The organism is Nostoc sp. CMAA1605 (assembly GCF_021596505.1).
Lineage (GTDB): Bacteria > Cyanobacteriota > Cyanobacteriia > Cyanobacteriales > Nostocaceae > Trichormus.
This window is the reverse complement of the sequence record NZ_PJIZ01000095.1, coordinates 1-21667: the sequence shown is the minus strand read 5'-3', so window position 1 is coordinate 21667 and position 21667 is coordinate 1. Positions and strand designations below refer to the sequence as shown.

General features: G+C 40.7%; 14 protein-coding genes and 1 pseudogene. 9 read left to right on the top strand and 6 right to left on the bottom strand.

Translation table 11 applies throughout. The features are described from left to right. Window positions 1-1443 (top strand): annotated as a pseudogene (locus CV014_RS24225) (TrkA C-terminal domain-containing protein); the annotation flags it as partial. A 90-nt stretch (window positions 1444-1533) separates the two neighbouring features. On the opposite strand, the gene CV014_RS24220 reads toward CV014_RS24225, so the two are convergent. Further along, on the bottom strand, window positions 1534-1758 hold the full coding sequence (locus tag CV014_RS24220) for an Hfq-related RNA-binding protein (RefSeq protein ID WP_236144363.1): 225 nt from the start codon (window positions 1756-1758) through the stop codon (window positions 1534-1536). Window positions 1759-1894: 136 nt separating this feature from the next. Between CV014_RS24220 and dapF the strand changes: the two genes are divergently transcribed. The 8 genes from dapF (at window position 1895) to CV014_RS24180 (ending at window position 15877) form a co-directional block, all read left to right on the top strand. After that, the gene (gene dapF, locus CV014_RS24215; protein WP_236144362.1) at window positions 1895-2734 is read left to right on the top strand and encodes a diaminopimelate epimerase; all 840 of its coding nucleotides are present in this window, start codon (window positions 1895-1897) and stop codon (window positions 2732-2734) included. 631 nt (window positions 2735-3365) lie between these two features. Then, window positions 3366-4268 carry a cation diffusion facilitator family transporter gene (locus CV014_RS24210; protein ID WP_236144361.1) on the top strand — a complete coding sequence of 301 codons (903 nt, stop codon included), beginning with the start codon at window positions 3366-3368 and terminating at the stop codon, window positions 4266-4268. A 14-nt stretch (window positions 4269-4282) separates the two neighbouring features. After that, complete coding sequence (locus CV014_RS24205; RefSeq protein ID WP_236144360.1) at window positions 4283-7033, top strand: ATP-binding protein; 2751 nt, start codon at window positions 4283-4285, stop codon at window positions 7031-7033. Further along, window positions 7023-8390, top strand: a complete 1368-nt coding sequence (locus tag CV014_RS24200; protein WP_236144359.1) for a diguanylate cyclase domain-containing protein — start codon at window positions 7023-7025, stop codon at window positions 8388-8390. The genes CV014_RS24205 and CV014_RS24200 overlap by 11 nt, the downstream gene beginning before the upstream one ends. A 344-nt stretch (window positions 8391-8734) precedes the next feature. Continuing rightward, entirely contained in the window at window positions 8735-10993 is a 2259-nt protein-coding gene (locus tag CV014_RS24195) for a sensor histidine kinase (RefSeq protein ID WP_236144358.1), read from the top strand. A gap of 149 nt (window positions 10994-11142) precedes the next feature. Beyond that, the gene (locus CV014_RS24190) at window positions 11143-11598 is read left to right on the top strand and encodes a response regulator (protein WP_236144357.1); all 456 of its coding nucleotides are present in this window, start codon (window positions 11143-11145) and stop codon (window positions 11596-11598) included. Between the two features lie 2 nt (window positions 11599-11600). Beyond that, entirely contained in the window at window positions 11601-14318 is a 2718-nt protein-coding gene (locus tag CV014_RS24185; RefSeq protein WP_236144356.1) for a PAS domain-containing protein, read from the top strand. 110 nt (window positions 14319-14428) lie between these two features. Further along, window positions 14429-15877, top strand: coding sequence for a sensor histidine kinase (locus tag CV014_RS24180; RefSeq protein ID WP_236144355.1), 1449 nt, complete (start codon window positions 14429-14431; stop codon window positions 15875-15877). A gap of 446 nt (window positions 15878-16323) precedes the next feature. Here CV014_RS24180 and guaA read toward each other — a convergent pair whose 3' ends face one another. The 5 genes from guaA to CV014_RS24155 form a co-directional block, all read right to left on the bottom strand. After that, complete coding sequence (gene guaA, locus CV014_RS24175; protein ID WP_236144365.1) at window positions 16324-17946, bottom strand: glutamine-hydrolyzing GMP synthase; 1623 nt, start codon at window positions 17944-17946, stop codon at window positions 16324-16326. Between the two features lie 218 nt (window positions 17947-18164). Beyond that, window positions 18165-19280, bottom strand: a complete 1116-nt coding sequence (cbiD, locus tag CV014_RS24170) for a cobalt-precorrin-5B (C(1))-methyltransferase CbiD (protein WP_236144354.1) — start codon at window positions 19278-19280, stop codon at window positions 18165-18167. 169 nt (window positions 19281-19449) lie between these two features. Beyond that, the gene (locus tag CV014_RS24165) at window positions 19450-19746 is read right to left on the bottom strand and encodes a DUF7734 family protein (RefSeq protein WP_236144364.1); all 297 of its coding nucleotides are present in this window, start codon (window positions 19744-19746) and stop codon (window positions 19450-19452) included. Window positions 19747-19983: 237 nt separating this feature from the next. Then, entirely contained in the window at window positions 19984-20580 is a 597-nt protein-coding gene (locus CV014_RS24160; RefSeq protein WP_236144353.1) for a DUF3177 family protein, read from the bottom strand. Between the two features lie 460 nt (window positions 20581-21040). Continuing rightward, a complete protein-coding gene (locus CV014_RS24155) occupies window positions 21041-21277 on the bottom strand; it encodes a Calvin cycle protein CP12 (protein ID WP_236144352.1) in 237 nt (78 codons plus the stop codon). Window positions 21278-21667: the final 390 nt, after the last annotated feature.

The window sequence follows — 21667 nt, the reverse complement described above, 5'->3', positions numbered from 1 at the left end:
AATCGATCCCGTGTTTTTGTGGAACAATCTGGAATTAATTTTAGGGTTAGTCGCTTTAGTATTCGTCGGTAAATTCTTAATTATCACTCCCTTAGTCAAACTGTTCCGTTACCCCTTAAAAACAGCTTTAATTGCGGGGTTTGGACTGGCGCAAATTGGAGAATTTTCCTTTGTGTTAGCCAGTGAAGGACAGGCTTTGGGCTTAGTTTCACGGCGGATATATTTACTCACCTTGGGAACTACAGCAGTTACCTTGATGCTGACTCCCTTTTTACTCAAGTTAGTGCCATTTGTATTTAACTTGATGGAATCAATACCTTGGCTGCAACCCTATCTCGATGAAACTCAAGCCAAGGATGTCTCGGAAGAACTACCTTTTGAGGATCATGTGGTAGTTTGCGGTTATGGCGAGTCGGTCGGAATTTGGTCAAGCTGTTACAGCAGCATAACTTACCTGTAGTGGTGATTGACCAATCAGAAAGCCGCATTCAGCAGCTACGGGAAGCCGGAGTCCCCTACGTCTACGGTAACTGCGTCAGTTTACACGTTTTAGAGACGGCGGGAGTAAATCATGCTAAAGGAATGGCGATCGCCCTTCCCGATCCCATGAGTATCCGTCTATGCTTAAAACGCGCCTTAGAATTACACCCCGAATTAAACTTAGTGGTGCGGGCTACCCAAGATAAAAACATTGAGGTACTGTATCAACTAGGTGCGAAGGAAGTAGTACAGCCAGAATTTGAAGCAAGTTTAGAAATGGCTACCTATCTATTAACTAGCTTCAATTTCCCATCCTCTGTATTGCAATGGGAAATGCAGCAAATCCGTAACGATCATTACTTAGATTTGCGTCCTGAGCGTACAGCGTCCGAAGTTTCCCGCCACCTAGACCAAGTAACCCGCGACCTCAATCGCCGTTGGTATCCCCTACCGACAGACTCGCCCCTGATTGGGATGAGTTTAGAAGAAGCCGATATCCGCTACCTTACAGGGGTCATTTTAATGGCGATTCGTCGTGCTAACGGCGAAGAAATTGATTATCCCAATCAACAAACCAAATTAGAAGCAGGCGATCGCTTGTTAGTTGTCGGTGCATCGGAAGAACTAGCAGCATTAGCAGAACTAGCCCAAGGAAAAGTCGCTTTCCCCGGCGAAAACAGTGCTTGTCAGTGGATTACCGTCGATACTCACGCCCCGATTTTAGGTAAAACCATCGCCGACTTAACTCTACATCTAGAAACAGGGGTAAAAATCCAATCCATGCGACGAGACGGCAAATTTATCCGCCTTCCTGATCAAAGCATGGATTTGAAAGCCGACGACCAAGTGCTAATCTGTGGTAGCTTCCAAGGCTTAAGTCAACTACAACCGTTATTTGTCGGTCAATTACCCCTATCTATCCCGATAAAAGCTAGGGACACGCAAGCGGTTAAGGAAGTTTAAGCAGGGGTGTAGGGGTGTAAGGGTGTGGGGGTGTAGGGGTTTAAGAATTAAATACCTATTCCCAATGCCCAATGCCCAATGCCCAATGCCCTATTCCCTATTCCCCACTTTCAAATAAGCGATCGCTGATTTCCAAATAAGGATTTGTTGACTATTTTCATCCACAATACAAACACAGTTGGGGTCTTGCCATAAAATTCTCCCTTTGAGCAAGTCCCCAGTAACTACCTTAAATTCTACTGTTCCCGTATTTTTAATCAGGGTTTGGACTTGGCGAATGCTAGGCAATGAAGTGTCAAAATCAGTTATAGCCATTTTTGGTAATGATGGAATAATTGAGGGACTGGGGACTAGGGACTGGGGACTAGGGACTGGGAAAGAGTGATCCCGATACCCAGTCCCCAGTACCCGATCCCTAATACCTAATCATTGATAGTTCATCATTGGAAAAATGGCAATCGAATTTACTAAGTATCACGGTTTGGGCAACGATTTTATTTTGATTGATAATCGTGCCTCTAAGACTCCTGTGTTGAGTCCTGAGAAAGCTGTTCAATTGTGCGATCGCCATTTTGGTATCGGTGCTGATGGTGTAATTTTCGCTTTACCAGGAGAAAAGGATACTGATTACACCATGCGGATTTTTAATTCCGATGGCTCAGAACCGGAAATGTGTGGTAATGGGATTCGCTGTTTAGCTGGATTTATCGCAGATTTAGAAGGTATATCTCGCAATCAAGATACTTACCGCATTCATACTTTAGCTGGCGTAATTACACCCCAACTCATGCCCGATGGTCAAATTAGGGTGGATATGGGTTTACCCCGATTACTAGCCAGTGAAATCCCTACTACCTTGAGTGGGGCTGATGGGAAAGTAATTAACCAACCTCTAGAAGTTGAGGGGAAAAGTTGGGATGTCACCTGTGTGAGTATGGGGAATCCTCACTGTATTACTTTTGTACCAGATGTAGCAGCGATTCCTTTAGAAACTATCGGCCCAAAATTTGAACATCACCCAGCTTTCCCCCAACGCACCAACACCGAATTTATTGAAGTCGTGAGTCGTGACTATTTGAAAATGCGTGTGTGGGAAAGAGGCGCAGGAATCACCTTAGCTTGTGGAACTGGGGCTTGTGCTTCCTTGGTGGCTGCTGTGTTAAACGATAAATGCGATCGCGCCGCCACTGTAGAATTACCTGGTGGTCTACTAGAAATCGAATGGTCAGAACTAGACCAACGAGTATACATGACAGGCCCGGCTGAACGAGTCTTCACAGGTAAAGTCTAACTACATTGTCATTGTTATAGGTAGTAGTGCCAGAGTTATCTGGCAACTACCATTTTATGTCTCTCTACCAGAGGCATATATAGGGCTTGCTGAAAAAGTCCTTTAGTGGAGGTAGGGAACAGGGAACGGGGAACAGGGAACAGTTTTACCCTAATTTTTTCCAATTTTTTTGCCTCCAAAAAATTGGAGATGCAAACTTTTTCAGCCTCATATCCCAATTCTCTTGCACTTTTTTCCCAAAAATAACCGCGAATTGCTTACTAGTAAAGAGTTTTAAAGTTATTCAACAGACCCTATATAGAAATTATCTGCGTCCATCTGCGTTTAATTCTGACTGTACCTCACTAACTTCCGTCTTATTTATAGTCTTTCTCGTTTGTGTGAGGGACACTCATGGGGATGCAATCTCTTGCGTCCCTGAAAGGATATAGATTCTACTGGATGAAAAATTTCTACATCTATATTTTTTTCTATTTTAGTTAGAATTAATCTCAATAAATACATTTATAAAGTATCAGTTATAGAGATATATAATCCTTACTGCGTAAGACTTTGATACAATTTACGGATGTAATAAAATCGACATTAGCAGTACACTGATAAGTCATAGAACTTAATGTAAAAAATATCTATGACTTACGATAATCGGGCTGAAGTCAGAAAGGTTTTACTAATTACCCTCGTGCTGAATTTATTTGTGATGGGGTTAAAAGCATTTGTAGGGTATTTAACGGGTTCGCTGAGTTTATTAGCTGATGCGTTGCATAGTGTAACCGACAGTGCCAACAACGTTTTAGGATTATTTGCTAGTAAATTGTCTTCCCCATATCCTGATCGCGAGCATCCCTACGGACACCAAAAATTTGAAGCTGTGGGTGCTTTAGGAATCGCCGCTTTTTTAGGAATTGCTTGCTTTGAAATTCTCCAAGGTGCAATTGAGCGCATTCTTAAGGGTGGTGAACCTGTAAAAATATCACCCCCAGAATTGTGGTTACTACTCATTGTCTTGGGTGTAAATATCTTTGTGGCGTTTTATGAACGTGGTGTAGGTAAGCGAGTTGGGAGTCAAATTTTAATTGCTGATGCAACTCACACCATGAGTGATGTTTGGGTAACAATCTCTGTCATGGTTGGTTTGATTGGTGTGTGGTTGGGTTATCAATGGCTAGATATTGTCTTAGCTTTTCCTGTGGCTTTGCTGGTTTTTTGGAGTGGTTGGTCAGTTTTAAAAGAAAATTTACCCTGGTTAGTAGATCAAATTGCGATCGCACCGGAAGCCATCCACGCTATCGCCACATCTGTTCCTGGTGTAATTAATTGTCACGATATCGCCTCACGGGGTATTTTAGGCCGTCAAGTCTTCATAGAAATGCACTTAATTGTAGACGCACCTGATGTGGAAACTGCCCATCGCATCACAGAAGAAGTAGAACGTCAACTAGAAGCACGTTTTAGTCCGGTGCGGATATTAATTCATGTCGAACCACCAGCATACGAATCTGAAAAAATTAGCTTTGATTCAGGAGTCGGCTAAGATTGTGGGAATCAATGGAACTATCTAAAATTATGATTGATAGTGTTCATAAATCCCGAAAACCTAGAATTATTCCTCTGAGATTAATCTTTATTGTCCCCTTCGTACTCCAAATTGTCGGGGCTGTAAGTCTGGTGGGTTATCTGTCTTATCGCAGTGGACAGCAGGCTGTGGAAAAACTGGTAGATGAATTGATGACAGAGACGAGTAATCGCATTCATCAACATCTAGATAATTACTTGGGTAATGCACAGACGATTAATCAGATGAATTTGGATGCAGTGAAAACAGGGGTGTTAAACCTCAATGATTTTCAAGCTGTAGGGAAATATTTTTATCATCAGCAGGGAGCATTTAATTTTACCTATGTCAACTTTGGCAGCAAGGATGGGGGTTTTATCGGTGCAGGTAAAGCCGATGCCCAAGGTAAGATTTTAGAAATATCCGAAACCTTGCAATCTCAACCCCAAAAGTATCGCTCTTACTCAGTAGATCACCAAGGAAATCGCCTGCAATTAGTTGATACAGTCATAGCTGATCAAAATGACAGTGCATGGTACACAGACGCGGTAAAAGCGGGTAAACCTGTCTGGAGTTCGATTTATACTTGGGCAGTGGTATCGGACATTATTAGTATTTCCGCTAGCGCGCCTGTCTACGACTCCCAAAATAATTTGCTGGGTGTACTGGGAATTGATTTAAATCTGAATCAGATTAGTAAGTTTCTCAAAACGCTCAATCCTAGCAGTTCCGGTAGAATCTTTATTATGGAGCGTTCCGGGCTGATGGTTGCTAGTTCAGCCGATGAATCCCCCGTTTATGTTGTGAATGGTAAGGGGAAGCAGCTAGAAGCTATTAAGAGTAGCAAACCCATAATTCGTGATGTTACTCAGAAATTAATCAAGCAATTTGGTAGTCTAAAAGCGATCGCTACACCGCAATTACTCCGTCTTTATCTTCCCCAAAAGACCTTTGTGAAGGTCATTCCCTACCGCGATCAATACGGTTTAGATTGGCTGGTAGTGATGACAATTCCTGAATCTGATTTTATGGGCAAGATTCAGGCTAACACCAATATGACAGTTTTACTTTGTTTATTGACTTTGTTAATTGCCACAGGATTAGGGATTATTACTTCCAATTTGATTACATCACCAATTCGGCAATTGAGTCAAGCAAGTAAAGCGATCGCTGATGGTGAACTCAGCCAAGTAGTGGAAATTAAGGGCATTGCGGAACTAGAAACCCTAGCAGATGCCTTTAATGAGATGGCTTTGCAGTTACACACTGCTTTTACCACCTTAGAAAATCGCGTCCAAGAACGCACTCTAGAATTAGCCATTGCTAAAGAAAAAGCTGAAGCAGCAAACCAAGCTAAAAGTACATTTATTGCCAACATGAGTCATGAATTGCGATCGCCTCTCAATGCCATTCTCGGCTTTTCGCAATTAATGTTACGCTCTTCCCACCTATCTCCAGAACATCATGAAAGTGTGGGGATTATCTATCGTAGTGGTGATTATCTCCTCACACTCATTAATAATATCCTCGATTTATCGAAATTAGAAGCGGGGAAAATGACCCTCAATCCCAGTAATTTTGATTTATATCAATTACTGGATGATTTAGAAGATATGTTCTCTTTACGCGCCAGTAATCAAGGATTAAATCTCATCTTTCAACGATGTGAAAATCTCCCTCGCTATATTTGCACCGATGCCATCAAACTCCGTCAAGTTTTAATTAACTTAATTAGCAATGCTATCAAATTTACTCAACAAGGTGGCATTAGTTTAACGATTAATCATCATACAGATAGCCCAGATATTTTTACCCTTAATTTTAAATTGCATGATACAGGTGTAGGCATTGCTGCCGCAGAATTACCCCATTTATTTCATGATTTTTCCCAAGCACAAGCCGGCAAAGAATCTCAAGAGGGAACTGGTTTAGGTTTAGCTATTAGTCGCAAATTTGTGCAGTTAATGGGAGGGGATATCACAGTCACTAGTGAATTAGGTAAAGGCACAACCTTTGCATTTGATATTCAAGCCCAATTAGGTCAAAAAACTCATATCAATAGTTTAGAAATTCATCCCCAAGTTTTAGAACTAGCACCAGGTCAACCTGCCTATAGAATACTCATAGTTGATGATAAACCGATTAATCGCCAATTACTAATTAAACTGTTAACACCGTTAGGATTTGAAATTAAAGAAGCCAGCAACGGCCAAGAAGCAGTTACTATTTGGGATGAATGGCAACCGCATCTGATTTGGATGGATATGCGAATGCCAATTATGGATGGTTACGAAGCGACAAAATATATCAAATCTACGACTAAAGGTCACGCTACAGCCATCATTGCCTTGACTGCCAGTGTTTTAGAAGAGGAAAAAGCCATCACTCTTTCTGCTGGGTGTGATGACTTCCTTCGCAAGCCTTTTGCGGAACATCTGATTTTTGACACCCTAGCCAAGCATCTCGGTGTGAAATACATCTTTGCCCAAACTCCTACAACCACTCCAGATGAGGTTAAAGCAAGTATCTTGACCCCATCAGATTTTAGCTGTATGCCGGCAGCCTGGATTGCTCAATTATATGCAGCTGCCCTAGAAGCTAATACGAAACTCGTCCTTGAACTCATTCAAGAAATTCCTGAAACTGCAATTACCGTGAGAGAATCACTGACAAAATTGGCGAAGCAATTTAAATTTGAGGAGTTGGTTGATTTAGTCGAGCCGATAATCAGCAATGAATTTTGATTCTGAGACAGCAACTAAAGGGAACATTCTGCTAGTAGACGACATACCCGAAAATTTACAGTTATTAAGTGATTCTCTAATCAATATCGGCTACACTGTTCGCAGCGTCACGACTGGAAGGATGGCACTAAAAACGGTCAATGTGAAGCGACCGGATATTATTTTGTTAGATATCAAGATGCCAGAAATGGACGGCTATCAAGTCTGTAAGATTCTCAAAGCCGATGAACTTCTCCGCAGCATTCCCATCATTTTTATTAGTGCTTTAGATGACGTTTTTGATAAAGTTACCGCCTTTCAATTAGGGGGAATTGACTACATCACCAAACCCTTTCAGATGGAAGAAGTGGTTGCACGCATCGAAAATCAATTAACCATTCAACGTCAACAACGACTTCTAGAACAAGAAAATATTAAACGGCGAGAAACAGAAGAAATACTATATCAATCGAGGGCAATACTTGCCAGCATTTTGAATAGTTCACTCGATGGTATTGCTGCAATGCAAGCTGTCCGCAACCCCACAACCGGAGACATCGAAGATTTTCGTTGTTTAGTTATTAACCCTGTGATTGCTAGAGCGTTTAACAGTAGGTATGAGGATATGATTGGTAAATCCCTCCTCAAAGAATTTTTATCATCCAGAGATCCAGAACTCTTTGATGAGTTTGTGAAGATTGTGGAAACAGGGAAGCCTTTAAAACGGGATTTTTACTATCAATTTGGTGATTCTTTGTGGCATCACTTTGTTGCAGTTAAGCTAGGTGATGGTTTTGCTATTACCATCCGTGATATCACTGGACGCAAGAAAGTGGAACTAGCTCTACAAGATGCAAATCAGAAGCTAGAGCAATTAGCAAATCTCGATGGTTTGACACAGGTGGCTAACCGTCGGTGCTTTGATAAACGACTACAAGAAGCATGGCAATTTTTGACACCAGAACAAAAACCCCTGTCGCTGATTTTATTCGATGTGGATAAATTCAAATCCTATAATGATTACTATGGTCATCTTGCAGGCGATGATTGTTTAATCAAGATAGCGCAGACAGTACAACAGATAGTTGACCATTCTGTAGGTCTTGTGGCGCGTTATGGTGGAGAAGAATTTGCGGTACTTCTTCCTGAAACTGATGTAGATCAAGCCATCAAAGTTGCACAAAATATTCAACAAGCAATTTACTCACAGGCTATTCCCCACGCCCAGTCTGATATTCAAGATATAGTTACACTGAGTTTAGGGATTACTTGTGTGATCCCCTCTGGAGAAATGAAACCAGATACACTCATCGCTTTAGCCGATAAAGCATTATACAATGCCAAAAAACAGGGACGCGATCGCTATTGCGTTTCCTAAAGCCAGAATCATATCCCATCCACTGCACCACTAATCATTAATCAGAGGAAACTAGTGACTAATGACTAATGACTATTGACTATTTCACAAAAATTAAATTTTATAATACCGAGCATAAATTAATATTTACTGGCAATTATGGTGTATTTAAATCTATTTGTCAGGTTAGCTGTTGCTGATGAGTCAATATAACATCAATCATCTCTTTACTAGTTGTTATCTAGTGCGATAACAAAATATTCATCAAAATCTCTGTTGGCGTTTGCTGAACAAGCATCTGCCAAGTGAATAAAAAGTATATTAGAGTCAGTCTCATACTCAGTCAACATCATCGAGGCTCAAACGTGAACACTGACAACAATACTACCGCTTTTCAGGTTGACCTCAGTAATTGTGACCAAGAACCAATTCATATTCCTGGTTCTATTCAGCCTCATGGTGTACTTTTAGCCTTAGACGCAGCAAAGTTAACGATTTTACAAGTTAGTAACAATACCTGTGATTTTTTTGGCATCCATCCAGAAAAACTGCTTAATCAAAATCTAGATATTTTATTAGAGACAGAACAAGTCAATTTTCTTAAAGATTGCTTAGATGCTGAAGATTTACCAATTGTTAATCCTATAGACTTTATTATCAAAACCAATAACAACACAAAAATTTTTGACGGGATTATCTATCGTTGTCGTGAAATTATCATTTTAGAACTAGAGCCAAGCACATCAGAAAAAAATCACGTTTTCTTTAGGTTTTATCATTTAGTAAAATTAGCACTCACTAAACTACAAGCAGCCACTAACATTGCAGAAATTAGTCAGATTTTAGCCAAAGAAGTGCAACGAATTACTGGTTTTGACCGAGTGATGATCTATCGCTTCGATGAAAATTGGAACGGTATTGTCATTGCAGAAGAAAAACCTGAATATCTCACATCATATTTAGGTTTACATTACCCTGCTTCTGATATTCCCCAACAAGCGAGGAAACTATATGCGGAAAATTGGCTAAGAATCATTCCCAATGCAGACTACCAGCCAGTAGCAATTATCCCCACAAATAATCCTCTCAATCATCAGCCTTTAGATTTGGGAAAATCAGTCTTGCGGAGTGTCTCACCACTGCACATTGAATATCTGCAAAATATGGGTGTGACTGCTTCTATGTCTATCTCTCTACTCAAAAATCAAAAACTTTGGGGTTTGATTGCTTGTCATCATCAATCACCAAAATATGTTCCCTACGAAATTAGGAGTGCTTGTGAATTTTTAGGACAGATGGCTTCTATAGAAATGAGTGCTAAAGAAGATAACGAAAATAAAGAATCTAAAATTCAACTCAAGTCTGTACATAGCAAATTAGTGGAATATATGTCAGTGGAAAATAATTTCACTGGCGCGTTAATTAACTATCATCCAAATATACTAGATTTAGTAAATGCCACAGGGGCTGCTATTTGTCTACATGGTAAATATCATTTTGTCGGTAATACTCCCAGTCAGTCAGATATTGAGCATTTAATTAATTGGCTCAGTAATAATCAGAATCAAGAAGTTTTTTCTACTGATTCTTTAGCAACAATTTATCCAGAAGCAGAAAAACTACGGGATGTTGCGAGTGGATTGATAGCAATTTCCATTTCTAAAAGTCAAAAAAACTATATTTTGTGGTTTCGTCCAGAAGTAGTCCAGACTGTCAACTGGGGAGGTAATCCTTATAAACCTGTAGAAGTCACAGTTAACGGAAGTGTGCGCCTATCGCCGCGAAAATCTTTTGATTTATGGAAAGAGACAGTGCTGCTGAAGTCTCTACCTTGGAAATCCTGTGAAATCAACGCAGCTTTAGAATTACGAAGTGCAATTATTGGTGTGGTGCTGCAAAAAGCGGATGAATTAGCTCAATTGAATCTAGAATTAGAGCGCAGTAATAAAGAATTAGATGCTTTTGCTTATATTGCATCTCATGATTTGAAAGAACCATTGCGGGGAATTCATAATTACTCTAACTTTTTAATGGAGGACTACGGGAATATTATCAACTCTGAAGGTAAAGATAAGTTAATCACCCTAATTCGTCTAACTCAACGCATGGAGGATTTAATTGATTCTCTATTGCATTTTTCCAGGCTAGGAAGAGCGAATCTTTCCATGCAGCCAACAAATCTTAATGATGTAGTGCATCGGATTTTAGATATGTTAAGGGTGAGAATTGAGGAATCAGGCGTAGAAATCCGCATACCTAGACCATTACCAACAGTTTATTGCGATCGCGTGCAATTAGGCGAAGTTTTTAGTAACCTGATTACTAACGCTATTAAATACAACGACAAACCCCACAAATGGATTGAAATTGGCTATCTAGACCATTCCACACGACAAATCACATTTTACATTCAAGATAACGGCATAGGTATTCGGGAAAAACACTTTGACTCAATTTTTCGGATTTTCAAACGACTACACGGCCCTAATAAATACGGTGGTGGTACAGGCGCAGGACTCACTATTGCTAAAAAAATTGTCGAACGACATGGTGGTCAAATTTGGTTAGAGTCAACCTATGGGGAAGGTAGCATTTTCTATTTCACATTAGAAGGAATAGAGTAGTTCAGAACTAGGAGGCAAGGAATAGGGAGCAATAAAGCTGATTTCATAAAATTTTTGGAGTTTGCATAACAGAATTTAAAAAATATTAAAAAAATAACAGAATTTATCCCCTACACCCTTACACCCCCATACCCCTACATCCTTATTTCATGATTGGCAATACCACCCAACCTTTATTAGTAATTGAAGATAGCGACGAAGACTTTGAAGCTTTGCGTCGATTCATGCAAAAAGAAGAGGTAATAAATCCTATTTTTCGTTGTTTCGACGGAGATGAAGCACTTGATTTCCTCTACCATCATGGAACTTACAAAGATACACAAATTTACCCAAGACCATCAATTATTTTAATTGATTTGAATTTACCTGGAACTGATGGACGAGATGTTATAGCTCAAATTAAGCAAGACCAAAACCTCAAATCTATTCCCATAATTGTATTCACAACTTCTTCTAACCCTAAAGATATTGAAATATGTTATCAATACTGTGTTGCTAGTTATATTCTAAAACCAATTGATATGAAAAGATTAGCCGCAACTATTCATAGCTTCTTAATCTACTGGTTAGATATTGTAGTTCTCCCTGATACTGTTAGCAAATAGTCATGGCACAACCGCTAACTATTTTAATCGTCGATGATTCTCCTGAAGACCGTCATACTTATCGCCGTCATCTTCAACAAGAATCAGAAAATAACTATGAAATTATTGAATATGAATTAGGAGAAGAGGCTTTAGAATTTTGTCAGGAATCTCTCCCTGATGCCATATTATTAGATTTTTTATTGCCTGATGTAGATGGCTTAGAATTTCTCTCAGCATTACAAAAGATAGCTCAAGAAAATATGCCGGCTGTGGTCATGTTAACTGGCTATGGCAATGAAGATATTGCTGTCCAAGCAATGAAAAGTGGTGTCGATGACTATCTAGTGAAAGGACAAACAACTGGGGCAAATTTACGCTCAACTTTGTATTCAGTGATTAAAAATGCCAAATTAAGAGCAGAACTATATCGGAGCGAAAAACAGTTAAGAGAAAGTCAAAATCTGGTAGAACGCATTGCGGAGACAACGCCGGGAATCTTATATGTTTATGATTTGTTAGAACAGCAAAATGTGTATTTGAATCATAAGGTCACAAATATATTGGAGTATACACCCCAATCAATTCAAGCTTTGGGAGAAGAATTTTTGACTCAAATCATGCACCCTGATGATTTGGCAAAGATACCTAGTGTATTTCAACAATTTGATACGGCTGAAGATGGAGAAGTGGTTGAGCATGAATATCGAATGCGACACGCTAACGGTGAATGGCGGTGGTTTAACAGTCGTAATTCCATATTTAATCGAAATCCTGACGGTTCACCACGTCAAATAGTTGGCACAGCCTTTGATATCACTAGTCGTAAGCAAATAGAACAAGAATTGCGCGATAGTAATGAGCGTTTTCAATTAGCCACAGCAGCAATTAATTCTTTAATTTATGACTGGGATATCGAGACTAATCAAGTTACCAGAACTGAAGGGCTGACTCGCATTTTAGGCTATCTTTTGGAGGAAACAGAACCTACTCCTCAATGGTGGCAAAATTGCATTCATCCTGATGATTTAGACATTGTATTACAGCAGTTTCAGACTGTTGTGTTAGAGCAAGAACGTTACACCATTGAGTATCGAGTGCGCCACAAAAATCAGCAATATATTGATGTGTTAGACCAGGGAATAGTTATTAGAAATCAACAAGGCAAAGCAGTCAGAGTAGTTGGGAGTACGACAGATATTAGTGAACAGCAAGCTGCATTTCGGGAACGCAAATCCGCAGAGGTCGCATTACGTCAAAGCGAAGCCAAATTCCGCCGCATTGTGGAATCCAATATTGTCGGTGTGTATTTCGGTGATTTCAGTGGCAAAATATACGAAGCCAATAATGCTTTCTTAGAAATGCTTGGCTACACCCGCGCAGAACTAGAAGCGGGTCAGATGTACTGGAATGTGATGACACCCCCAGAATATCAAGACCTTGACCAACAAAAAATGCAGGAATTGCAGATTTATGGAGCTTGTAACCCATTTGAGAAGGAATATCTGCACAAAGATGGCTCGCGTGTGCCTATATTACTGGGAATTGCTCAAATTGAAGGGAGAGAGGATGCTGGCTATGCTGCGTGTTTTGTACTTAATCTCAGTCAACGTAAACGTGCTGAAGCAGCTTTACGCCGAAGTGAGGAACACTATCGTTACTTATCGAATGTCGTACCTCATCTAGTGTGGATTTGTAATCCTCAAGGAGAATGTGAACATCTGAATCAACGCTGGTATGAGTTTACTGGACGGACTATTGAGCAATCACTGGGATTTGGCTGGAAAGATGTCATTCATCCTGATGATTTGGCTGTGGTAATGCGGGAATGGACAAAAGTAATGCACATAGGAGAACCTTATGAACAAGAAATGAGATATCGCAAATATGATGGCAGTTATCGCTGGCATTTAGTCAGAGCTATTCCCATTAAAAATCAGCAAGGGGAAATCAGACAATGGTTTGGTTCTAGTACGGATATTGATGATTACAAACAATTACAAGCAGAACGCGATCGCCTTTTGCAATTAGAAAAAACTGCCAGAACGGAAGCTGAAGCCGCTAACCGTGCCAAAGATGAGTTTGTGGCGATGGTATCTCATGATTTGCGATCGCCACTTAATGCGATTCTGGGCTGGGCGCAACTGCTGAAAACTCGTAACTTGGATGAAGCTGATTTTACCCGCGCCGTAGAAACTATTGAACGTAATGCCAAATCCCAAGCCAAACTCCTAGAAGACTTGCTTGATATCTCACGTATTCTTCGCAGCAAATTACGGTTAGAACTGACTCAAGTGAATTTAGCGGCAATTATCAGTGTAGCGATTGAGACTGCTTACCCCTCAGCCCAAGCGAAAAATATTATTATAGAATCAGCAATTGATCAATCAATTCCCAGCATTACTGGTGATATTCATCGATTATTACAAGTTTTAGGCAATCTGCTTTCTAATGCTATTAAATTTACCCCGGATAGCGGCAGAATTATTGTTACTCTATCAGGCGAAAATGCTCAAGCTCAAATTACGGTAACTGATACCGGAATTGGTATTGATCCAGAGTTTCTCCCCCAGGTTTTTGAACGCTATCATCAAGCAAATATTTATCATCAACAGGGTGGTTTAGGATTAGGTTTGGCGATCGCTCGTCATCTAGTAGAATTACACGGCGGGACAATTAACGTTACTAGTCCTGGTGTGGGAAAAGGTGCTACTTTTATCATTAAATTGCCATTACTTTAATTATTTAAAATCCCCTGTGTCATGTGTGAATTTTAAATGAATCCTAGTTGAAATTTTGGCTCAAATTCAGCTTCATCTGCAACAGATGGGAACACTAAATCTTGAGATCAATGCACCTCTTTGTCTACATTCTCAAGATTCAACTGATTATCATGCCAACTTTGCGTCCACAAGATACAGATATTACATCACCAGCACAACAATTTCACCAAGAAAATATTGACCTGAAATTAATTGTAGAAGGAATTGCTGCTCAAGTTGGGGAAGCATTCTTTCAAGCTTGCGCTCATTATTTGGCAGAGGTACTCCAAATACAGTATGCCTTGATTGCAGAATTTGTGGATTATGAGCAACCACGCGCTAGAGTGTTGGCATTTTGGGCAGGAGAAGACTTTGGCCCCAATTTTGAATACGATCTGGCTGGAACTCCTTGCGGTGTTCTTTATCAAGAAGGTCTTCAGATTTACCCTCAGTGTATCCAACAAAAATTTCCTGAAGACTTAGATTTAGTGACTTTGTGTGCAGAAAGTTATTTGGGAGTACCAATTTTAGATCCTCAAGGTAAACCTTTAGGACATATAGCTGGCTTGCACACCAAACCATTAGAACGTACTTACGAAGAACAAGAATCTATATTAAAAATTTTTGCTGCTCGTTCAGCCGCAGAAATTGAGCGTCTGTTAGCTGAAAAGGCTCTAAAACAACAAAACATTTACCTGGAAAAAACTCTTAAACAGTTACGAACAACCCAAGCTCAACTGATTCAAGCAGAAAGAATGTCTAGTTTGGGTAATTTGGTTGCAGGTATTGCTCACGAAATCAATAATCCCATTGGGTTCATTTATAGCAATATTACCCATACTAAAGAATCTCTCAATGTTCTTTTGGAACTGATTGCAGCTTATCAAGCAGAATACCCCCATCCTTCTGATTCACTCCAGGAAAAAATTGCAGAAGCTGACCTAGAATTCTTACAAAAAGATGCTGCAAAAATGCTGAATTCTATGGCGGCGGGAAGTGAAAGAATTCGGGATATTGTCCTCAGTTTACGCAATTTTTCTCGTCTGGATGAAGCGAATAAAAAACCTGTAGACTTGCAAGAAGGCATCGAAAATACTTTGCTAATTCTACAGCATCGCTTACAGGGAAATGAGACATTACCTGAAATCCAAGTGATGAAAGATTATCAACCACTACCTCAAGTTAACTGCTATGCTAGTCAACTCAATCAGGTATTCATGAACATTTTAAATAATGCCATTGATGCCTTGAGGTCTGATAATAATCAAACTTTGCAACCAGTTATTACCATAAAAACAGAAGTCGTTACTGCAAAAGATGCCGTCAGAATTTCCATTATTGATAATGGTATGGGCATAGATGAGGTAACTTTGTCTCAAATTTTTGATCCTTTCTTCACCACCAAACCTGTTGGTTCTGGTACTGGTTTAGGACTGTCTATCAGTTATCAAATTGTAGTGGAACAACATGGAGGGAAATTAAATTGTATTTCTGCTCCAGGAAAAGGTGCGATTTTTCAGATAGAAATCCCCTTTTAGTATCAATTCTCGAAAATATAGCTACACATAGATCAATACGGTTCAGTTAGGGCTAAAATCTGGGGTTTGTGAAGTAAGGAAGAGTTCGTAGTAAGGACTTCAGTCCTTAGATGAGGACTAAAGTCCTCTCTACGAGACGCTGCGCGTAGCTTGCTTCCCCGGAGGGGTACACTACAAACTATTTTCTTAACTGAACTGTATTGACACATAGATAGCAGGGTGGTATGGGGGAGAATTATCCTTATACCAATTCACTAAAATTCTGATACAGATCGAAACCCAGAAAACCTTGTCAAGTCAGGATTTATCAATTGCGAATTGCGAATTGCGAATTGCGAATTGGTATTAGTCGGATGTAGAGAAACATAAAAAAATCAGATGGGTATTACCCACCTGATTTAATTACCTGTCAATTTAAAGGAAAAATCCACAAGCGAAATTGCTAATCATTCCCATTCAATAGTTCCAGGTGGCTTAGAGGTGATATCAAACACCACACGATTCACACCTTTGACTTCATTGACAATGCGGTTAGAAATGACTTCCAGCACATCGTAAGGCACACGCGCCCAATCTGCTGTCATCCCGTCTTCACTCTTGACAATCCGTAGCACAATGGGGTAAGCATAGGTGCGTTGATCACCCATGACACCGACACTGCGAATAGGTAACAAAACTGCAAAGGCTTGCCAGTATTCATGATACAAGCCGCGTTGGTTAATTTCTTGGCGGACAATCAAATCAGCATCCCGCAGAATATTCAAACGTTCGGCTGTGACTTCACCCAAGATGCGAATTGCTAAACCAGGGCCGGGGAAGGGTTGGCGTTGGACAATTTCTTCTGGTAAACCGATGGAACGGCCGACTTTACGGACTTCATCTTTAAATAATTTCCGCAGAGGTTCGACTAACTTGAACCGTAAATCTTTGGGTAAACCACCGACGTTATGATGGCTCTTAATTTTGACTGCTACCCGTTCGCCAGTATTGGGATCAACGTTGGTATCAGCCGATTCAATTACGTCTGGATAGAGAGTTCCTTGCGCCAGATAGTCGAAGGGGCCAAGGCGTTTGGATGTTTCTTCAAATGTCCGAATAAATTCGTGACCGATACGGCGGCGTTTTTCTTCTGGATCTGTGACTCCCTCCATCATGTTCAGGAAGCGATCGCGCGCGTTAACATACTCCACAGGAATGTGAAATTGTTCTTGGAATAACTTCACCAACCTTTCCGGCTCATACTTCCGCATAAAGCCTTGGTCGATAAATACGCAGGTGAGTTGATCACCGATAGCTTTATGCAGTAAAAAAGCTAAGGTCGAAGAGTCAACCCCGCCGGATAAAGCCAACAGTACGCGTTTATCGCCAACTTTCGCCCGAATTTCTCGAATTGCTTCTTCTACGAAGGCTGCTGTTGTCCAAGTGGGTTCACATTCGCAGATATGGTAAACAAAATTGCGAATTAATGCTAAACCGCCGATAGAATGAACAACTTCTGGATGGAACTGCACACCATAGAGTTTCTGCTCGTGGTGAGCGATCGCTGCACAAGGTGTATTCTCAGTATGGGCTAAAATTTCAAACCCTGGGGGCATTTGTGTAACTGAATCCCCATGACTCATCCACATGGTTGTGCCGTCTTCGACGTTAGTTAATAAGTCTGTAGGGTCATCAATATACAGTGAGGCTTTACCATACTCACCCCGGTCTGCTTTGGCGACTTCGCCACCCAGTTGATTCACCATCAACTGCATACCGTAGCATACACCTAAGATGGGAATGCCTAAATGCCAGATTTCTGGGTCACAATGGGGCGCACCATTGCTGTAAACTGAGTTGGGGCCGCCAGACAGGATAATTCCTTTGGGATTGAGTTTTCTTAACTGTTCGGCGGGGGTGCGATAAGAGAGAACTTCAGAGTATACTTGAGTTTCGCGGATGCGTCGGGCAATTAGTTCAGAATACTGAGAACCAAAGTCTAGAATGACGATAATTTGACGCTCAAGCCGCCCAAACTCTTCTACTGCTTGAGGGGCTTGTTCGGTTGGTAGAGTCACCACTGTATTCATCATGGAAGGTGCAAATTTAGAAGTAGATGATTGCTCTCGTGTTTAGCTGTACGGTCTTGCTGCCTGATAAGTCAGCAAAGGATAGAGTGATTAATCACAAACGCCATATAGTAGACGCTTGTTAGGCGGATATAAGACGTATTAAAAGGTATAAATTACCTTAGAGAGCTTACTGAAAAAGTTATTTATTGGAATTATTTATGATTATTCATAATAAGTTAACATAAATTTCCAATTAAGTTACAAGCAGTTTTGCTCTTGATGATAATTTTACGGCTGCGATCAAAGAGAATCGAGCCACAGACTGTGTTGCGAGTATTATCAGTCCGATGACTTTGGAGATATTCTTGGCAGCGAGCATCGATAGTGTTGGCGATCGCAGTATATACTTTATTTACCCAATCACTGCCTGTAGCCTGATCTAAGCTTCTTAAATGTGTCAGTGCGGCCTCCGCAGTCGGAGAATGAAACACCACTTCGAGATTTTGTTGATCTAATCCTGCCAAAGCACAATGGCTAGTTAAAACTTCCCTGCGTCCATCGGCTAAGTGATGGTGAGTGTGAAAAATCCCGCCGGCTAGCTTCAGCAACTTGCCATGATAGCCGAACAATAAGATTTCCTTAACACCCAAAAGCTCTGCTTCCACTAACATGGCTCCTAACCAATTAGCAGTTTTTACCAATTTCTCAGGGTTAATACCGGTTTTCGCGGCTAAATCTAAGCCGTTCTCGCCAATACAAAAGACTAAACTACTAAACTGACTGGCTTTTTGTTGCAACGTTGAGCGAAAAGTCTCTAACTGCTCTGGTGTACTCAGGGGTTGAGAAATCCCAGATGTTCCTAATAGAGAAAGTCCTTCCACCACACCAAAGGCAGCATTAGAAGTACGCAAAGCCAGCGATCGCCCCTCTGGTAAGATAATCGTGACCGTGATTTTTTCTGTAGGTGCCAGTAGTCGAGATAAATTTTCTTGCATCAACTGCCGCGCATAACCATAAATTGCTGGATGATTCTCAGCGTTGACTTGTTTACCAATTCCCTCCCCACCGCGAATAGTGACTTGTTCATCCCCAACGCCTCCCCACTCCACCAACGCCCAAACAGGGGTATTTTTAGTCAAATCCAGATTATCACCAGGATCAGAGCGAGTAATAGCCAAAGCCATCTGCTCAGATAATCCAGTCACTTGTTCAATAGGGATTTCTGCAATTTGTGCAGGTGTAATCAAGTCAACGGCTACCAATACCAAAGATTGACGCTCACGCAACCAACGTAAAGCCGCCACAGCCGCAGCACAAGCAAAAACGGGTAAGGTGTATCCAGAACGGGTCATTGGTCAATAGTCATTAGTCATTAGTCAATAGTCATTAGTCATTAGTCAATAGTCATTAGTCATTAGTCATTAGTTTTTGCTACCTTGTCTACCTTCCAGTCCCCAGCGATGCACTGAGCTTGTCGAAGTGTCCCCAGTCCCCAATGCCCAATGCCCCATGCCCAATTCCCTATACTCCCACTTCCGTGAGCAAATTCTGCATTGCTTCCCAAGAAATTTGTCTTTCGATGTAACGGGGAGCTTCGGGATTATAGGGGCTGGCGATGCGGTCAATGTTGATAATTGTTGCCTCATCTGGGATAACTGGAATTTCAGGATCAAAAGCAGTAGGACGCATTAAGGAACTGGAAAATCCTTTGAAAATCGCTACTTTATCTTGCTCATCAGCAATTTCCACTGTCACAAGTAAGACTTCTTGCGGACGCTTGATTGTGTATTGTTCTAGTCGCTTACCAATGGAACTCATACCATTTTGGATTTTAGATTTTAGATTTTGCGTTCGCGTAGCGTGTCGAAGACAAAATTTCTGTAGGCGGGTTTCCCGCCGTAAGAAACTTTTCAAGACGGATTGTGGAATGCTTTGCTGGGAGCTTTTGAGAAATACGTTTGTAGCCATCTTTTTTCAAATCGGTATCATTTTGAAAACTTTACTCACTACTCAGCACTCACTACTCAGCACTCACTACTCAGCACTCACCACTATTTATTGCGGTGTAGCCGAGCGTCCTTGCTTGCCCAACTTCACGACGACAAAGTAGCTTAAATAAAGCACGTAAGCTATTAGGCCGACTATGCCCAAAAAACCGAGAAACGCGTGTTTGCTATTGTAATGAAACCAATTTTTAAACATTAATGGGGCTTCAAACCAAACGAGACATTCGGGGGTTTTAATCGCAGTGCTAGAAAAAGCACAACCCAAAAAAGGTACAAATGCGATCGCGCCTAACAAGCAATAAACTGTTACAGCCCACCGCCAAGAAGTGAAAGTTAGCTTTAAGGGTGTAGTTGGTAAATATTCAATTTCATCATTGAGATCCACCCAAAACCACAACGCCAGGGGAATTAATATCAACCCAACCAACCCAGAAACAAAACTAACTGGATACTGGGCAATCATCAAATACGCTGTAATAGCCAGCAAACTAGAGATTCGCCAATAAATCATTAACAGTCTTTGTATCCCTTCTACCTTTTGGACATAAGCCCATGTCAAGATGATTAAGGGAATCAGAACTAGAAATAAAAGTGCTAATCGGTAGTCAATCCAGACAAACTGGCGAAACCAAACGTTATTTTGCATAGTTCCTATTAAACGCTCACGAATCAATATATTGCATTAACTATATTCGTAATTTGCGGGTTTTAGAGGTGAAATTAAGTCAAAAGGTAAAATTTGCTACGCAACGCTATCGCGAACGGGTGACGCTCCTGCATCGCTAACGCTACGCTAACACCACCGCGATGGCTTACCTTTTTACTTTTTACTTTTGCCTTTTTCATACTCCATGCCTAACAGAAAAAAACAAGCAACTCACAGACTATGAGAATGAATATTTTGCACCTACTGTAGCAAATTTAAGTAGACTGGCTGAGTCTATAATATTGCTGCCAGCGTAGTACGCTGATTAAGTCCCTAGTTTTTTTAGCTTTTAGTGCTAAACAAATAATTTATTTCAGGGCTTGGCGTACAAACAGGTGCAAAACAGTCCTCACAAATTCTGGTTGCTTGTCGGTTCTAGTCAAAATGCCAGATTTAGACTCTATTCGTCATAAAGACGGCATTCATCAGCCTCTGGGTTGTCATCACAGTATTTTTCAAAAGCGGTTTTTGGTTTGTTTTGGCGTTGGTGGGAGGCTTCAGCTTGCAGTTCTTCTACAGCATCCCAAGCCGCAGCACACTCTGCGGAGTTGCTACCGGAAATGTCACAGACAGCACGGGCTTGTTCTACTTCTTGTTCAATTTTTTCTTCAATGTTGTTTGTTTGAGTATCAGTCATCGTTTTGGTCTCGTTGTGTGATTTTACTACTGGTATGGAGGAGTTGCAAAAATTGCTATTGTTGTGTTTTATCGATAACTATTGTACCGAATGTATGGATGCACCTGCTTGTATAGTTTGATGTATCGATAACAATTACAACAATCTGCTAAAAATACACTAAAATGTCGTTTATCTTTTAAGATTTTATAGATCAGTAAGGCAAAAATCCAACAATACACTATGATCTAGTGCAGATTGGTCAAAATACTACAACCATAGTCCTAAGTGAGTTGGCTGCAAAGTCCACATAGCAAGGACAACTCAAAACTATCGACCACACAAACAAAAGCAGCCCTAAACACATGGCAGATCAAATGCAATGGGTAAATGCCCTATCAACCCGTCCTT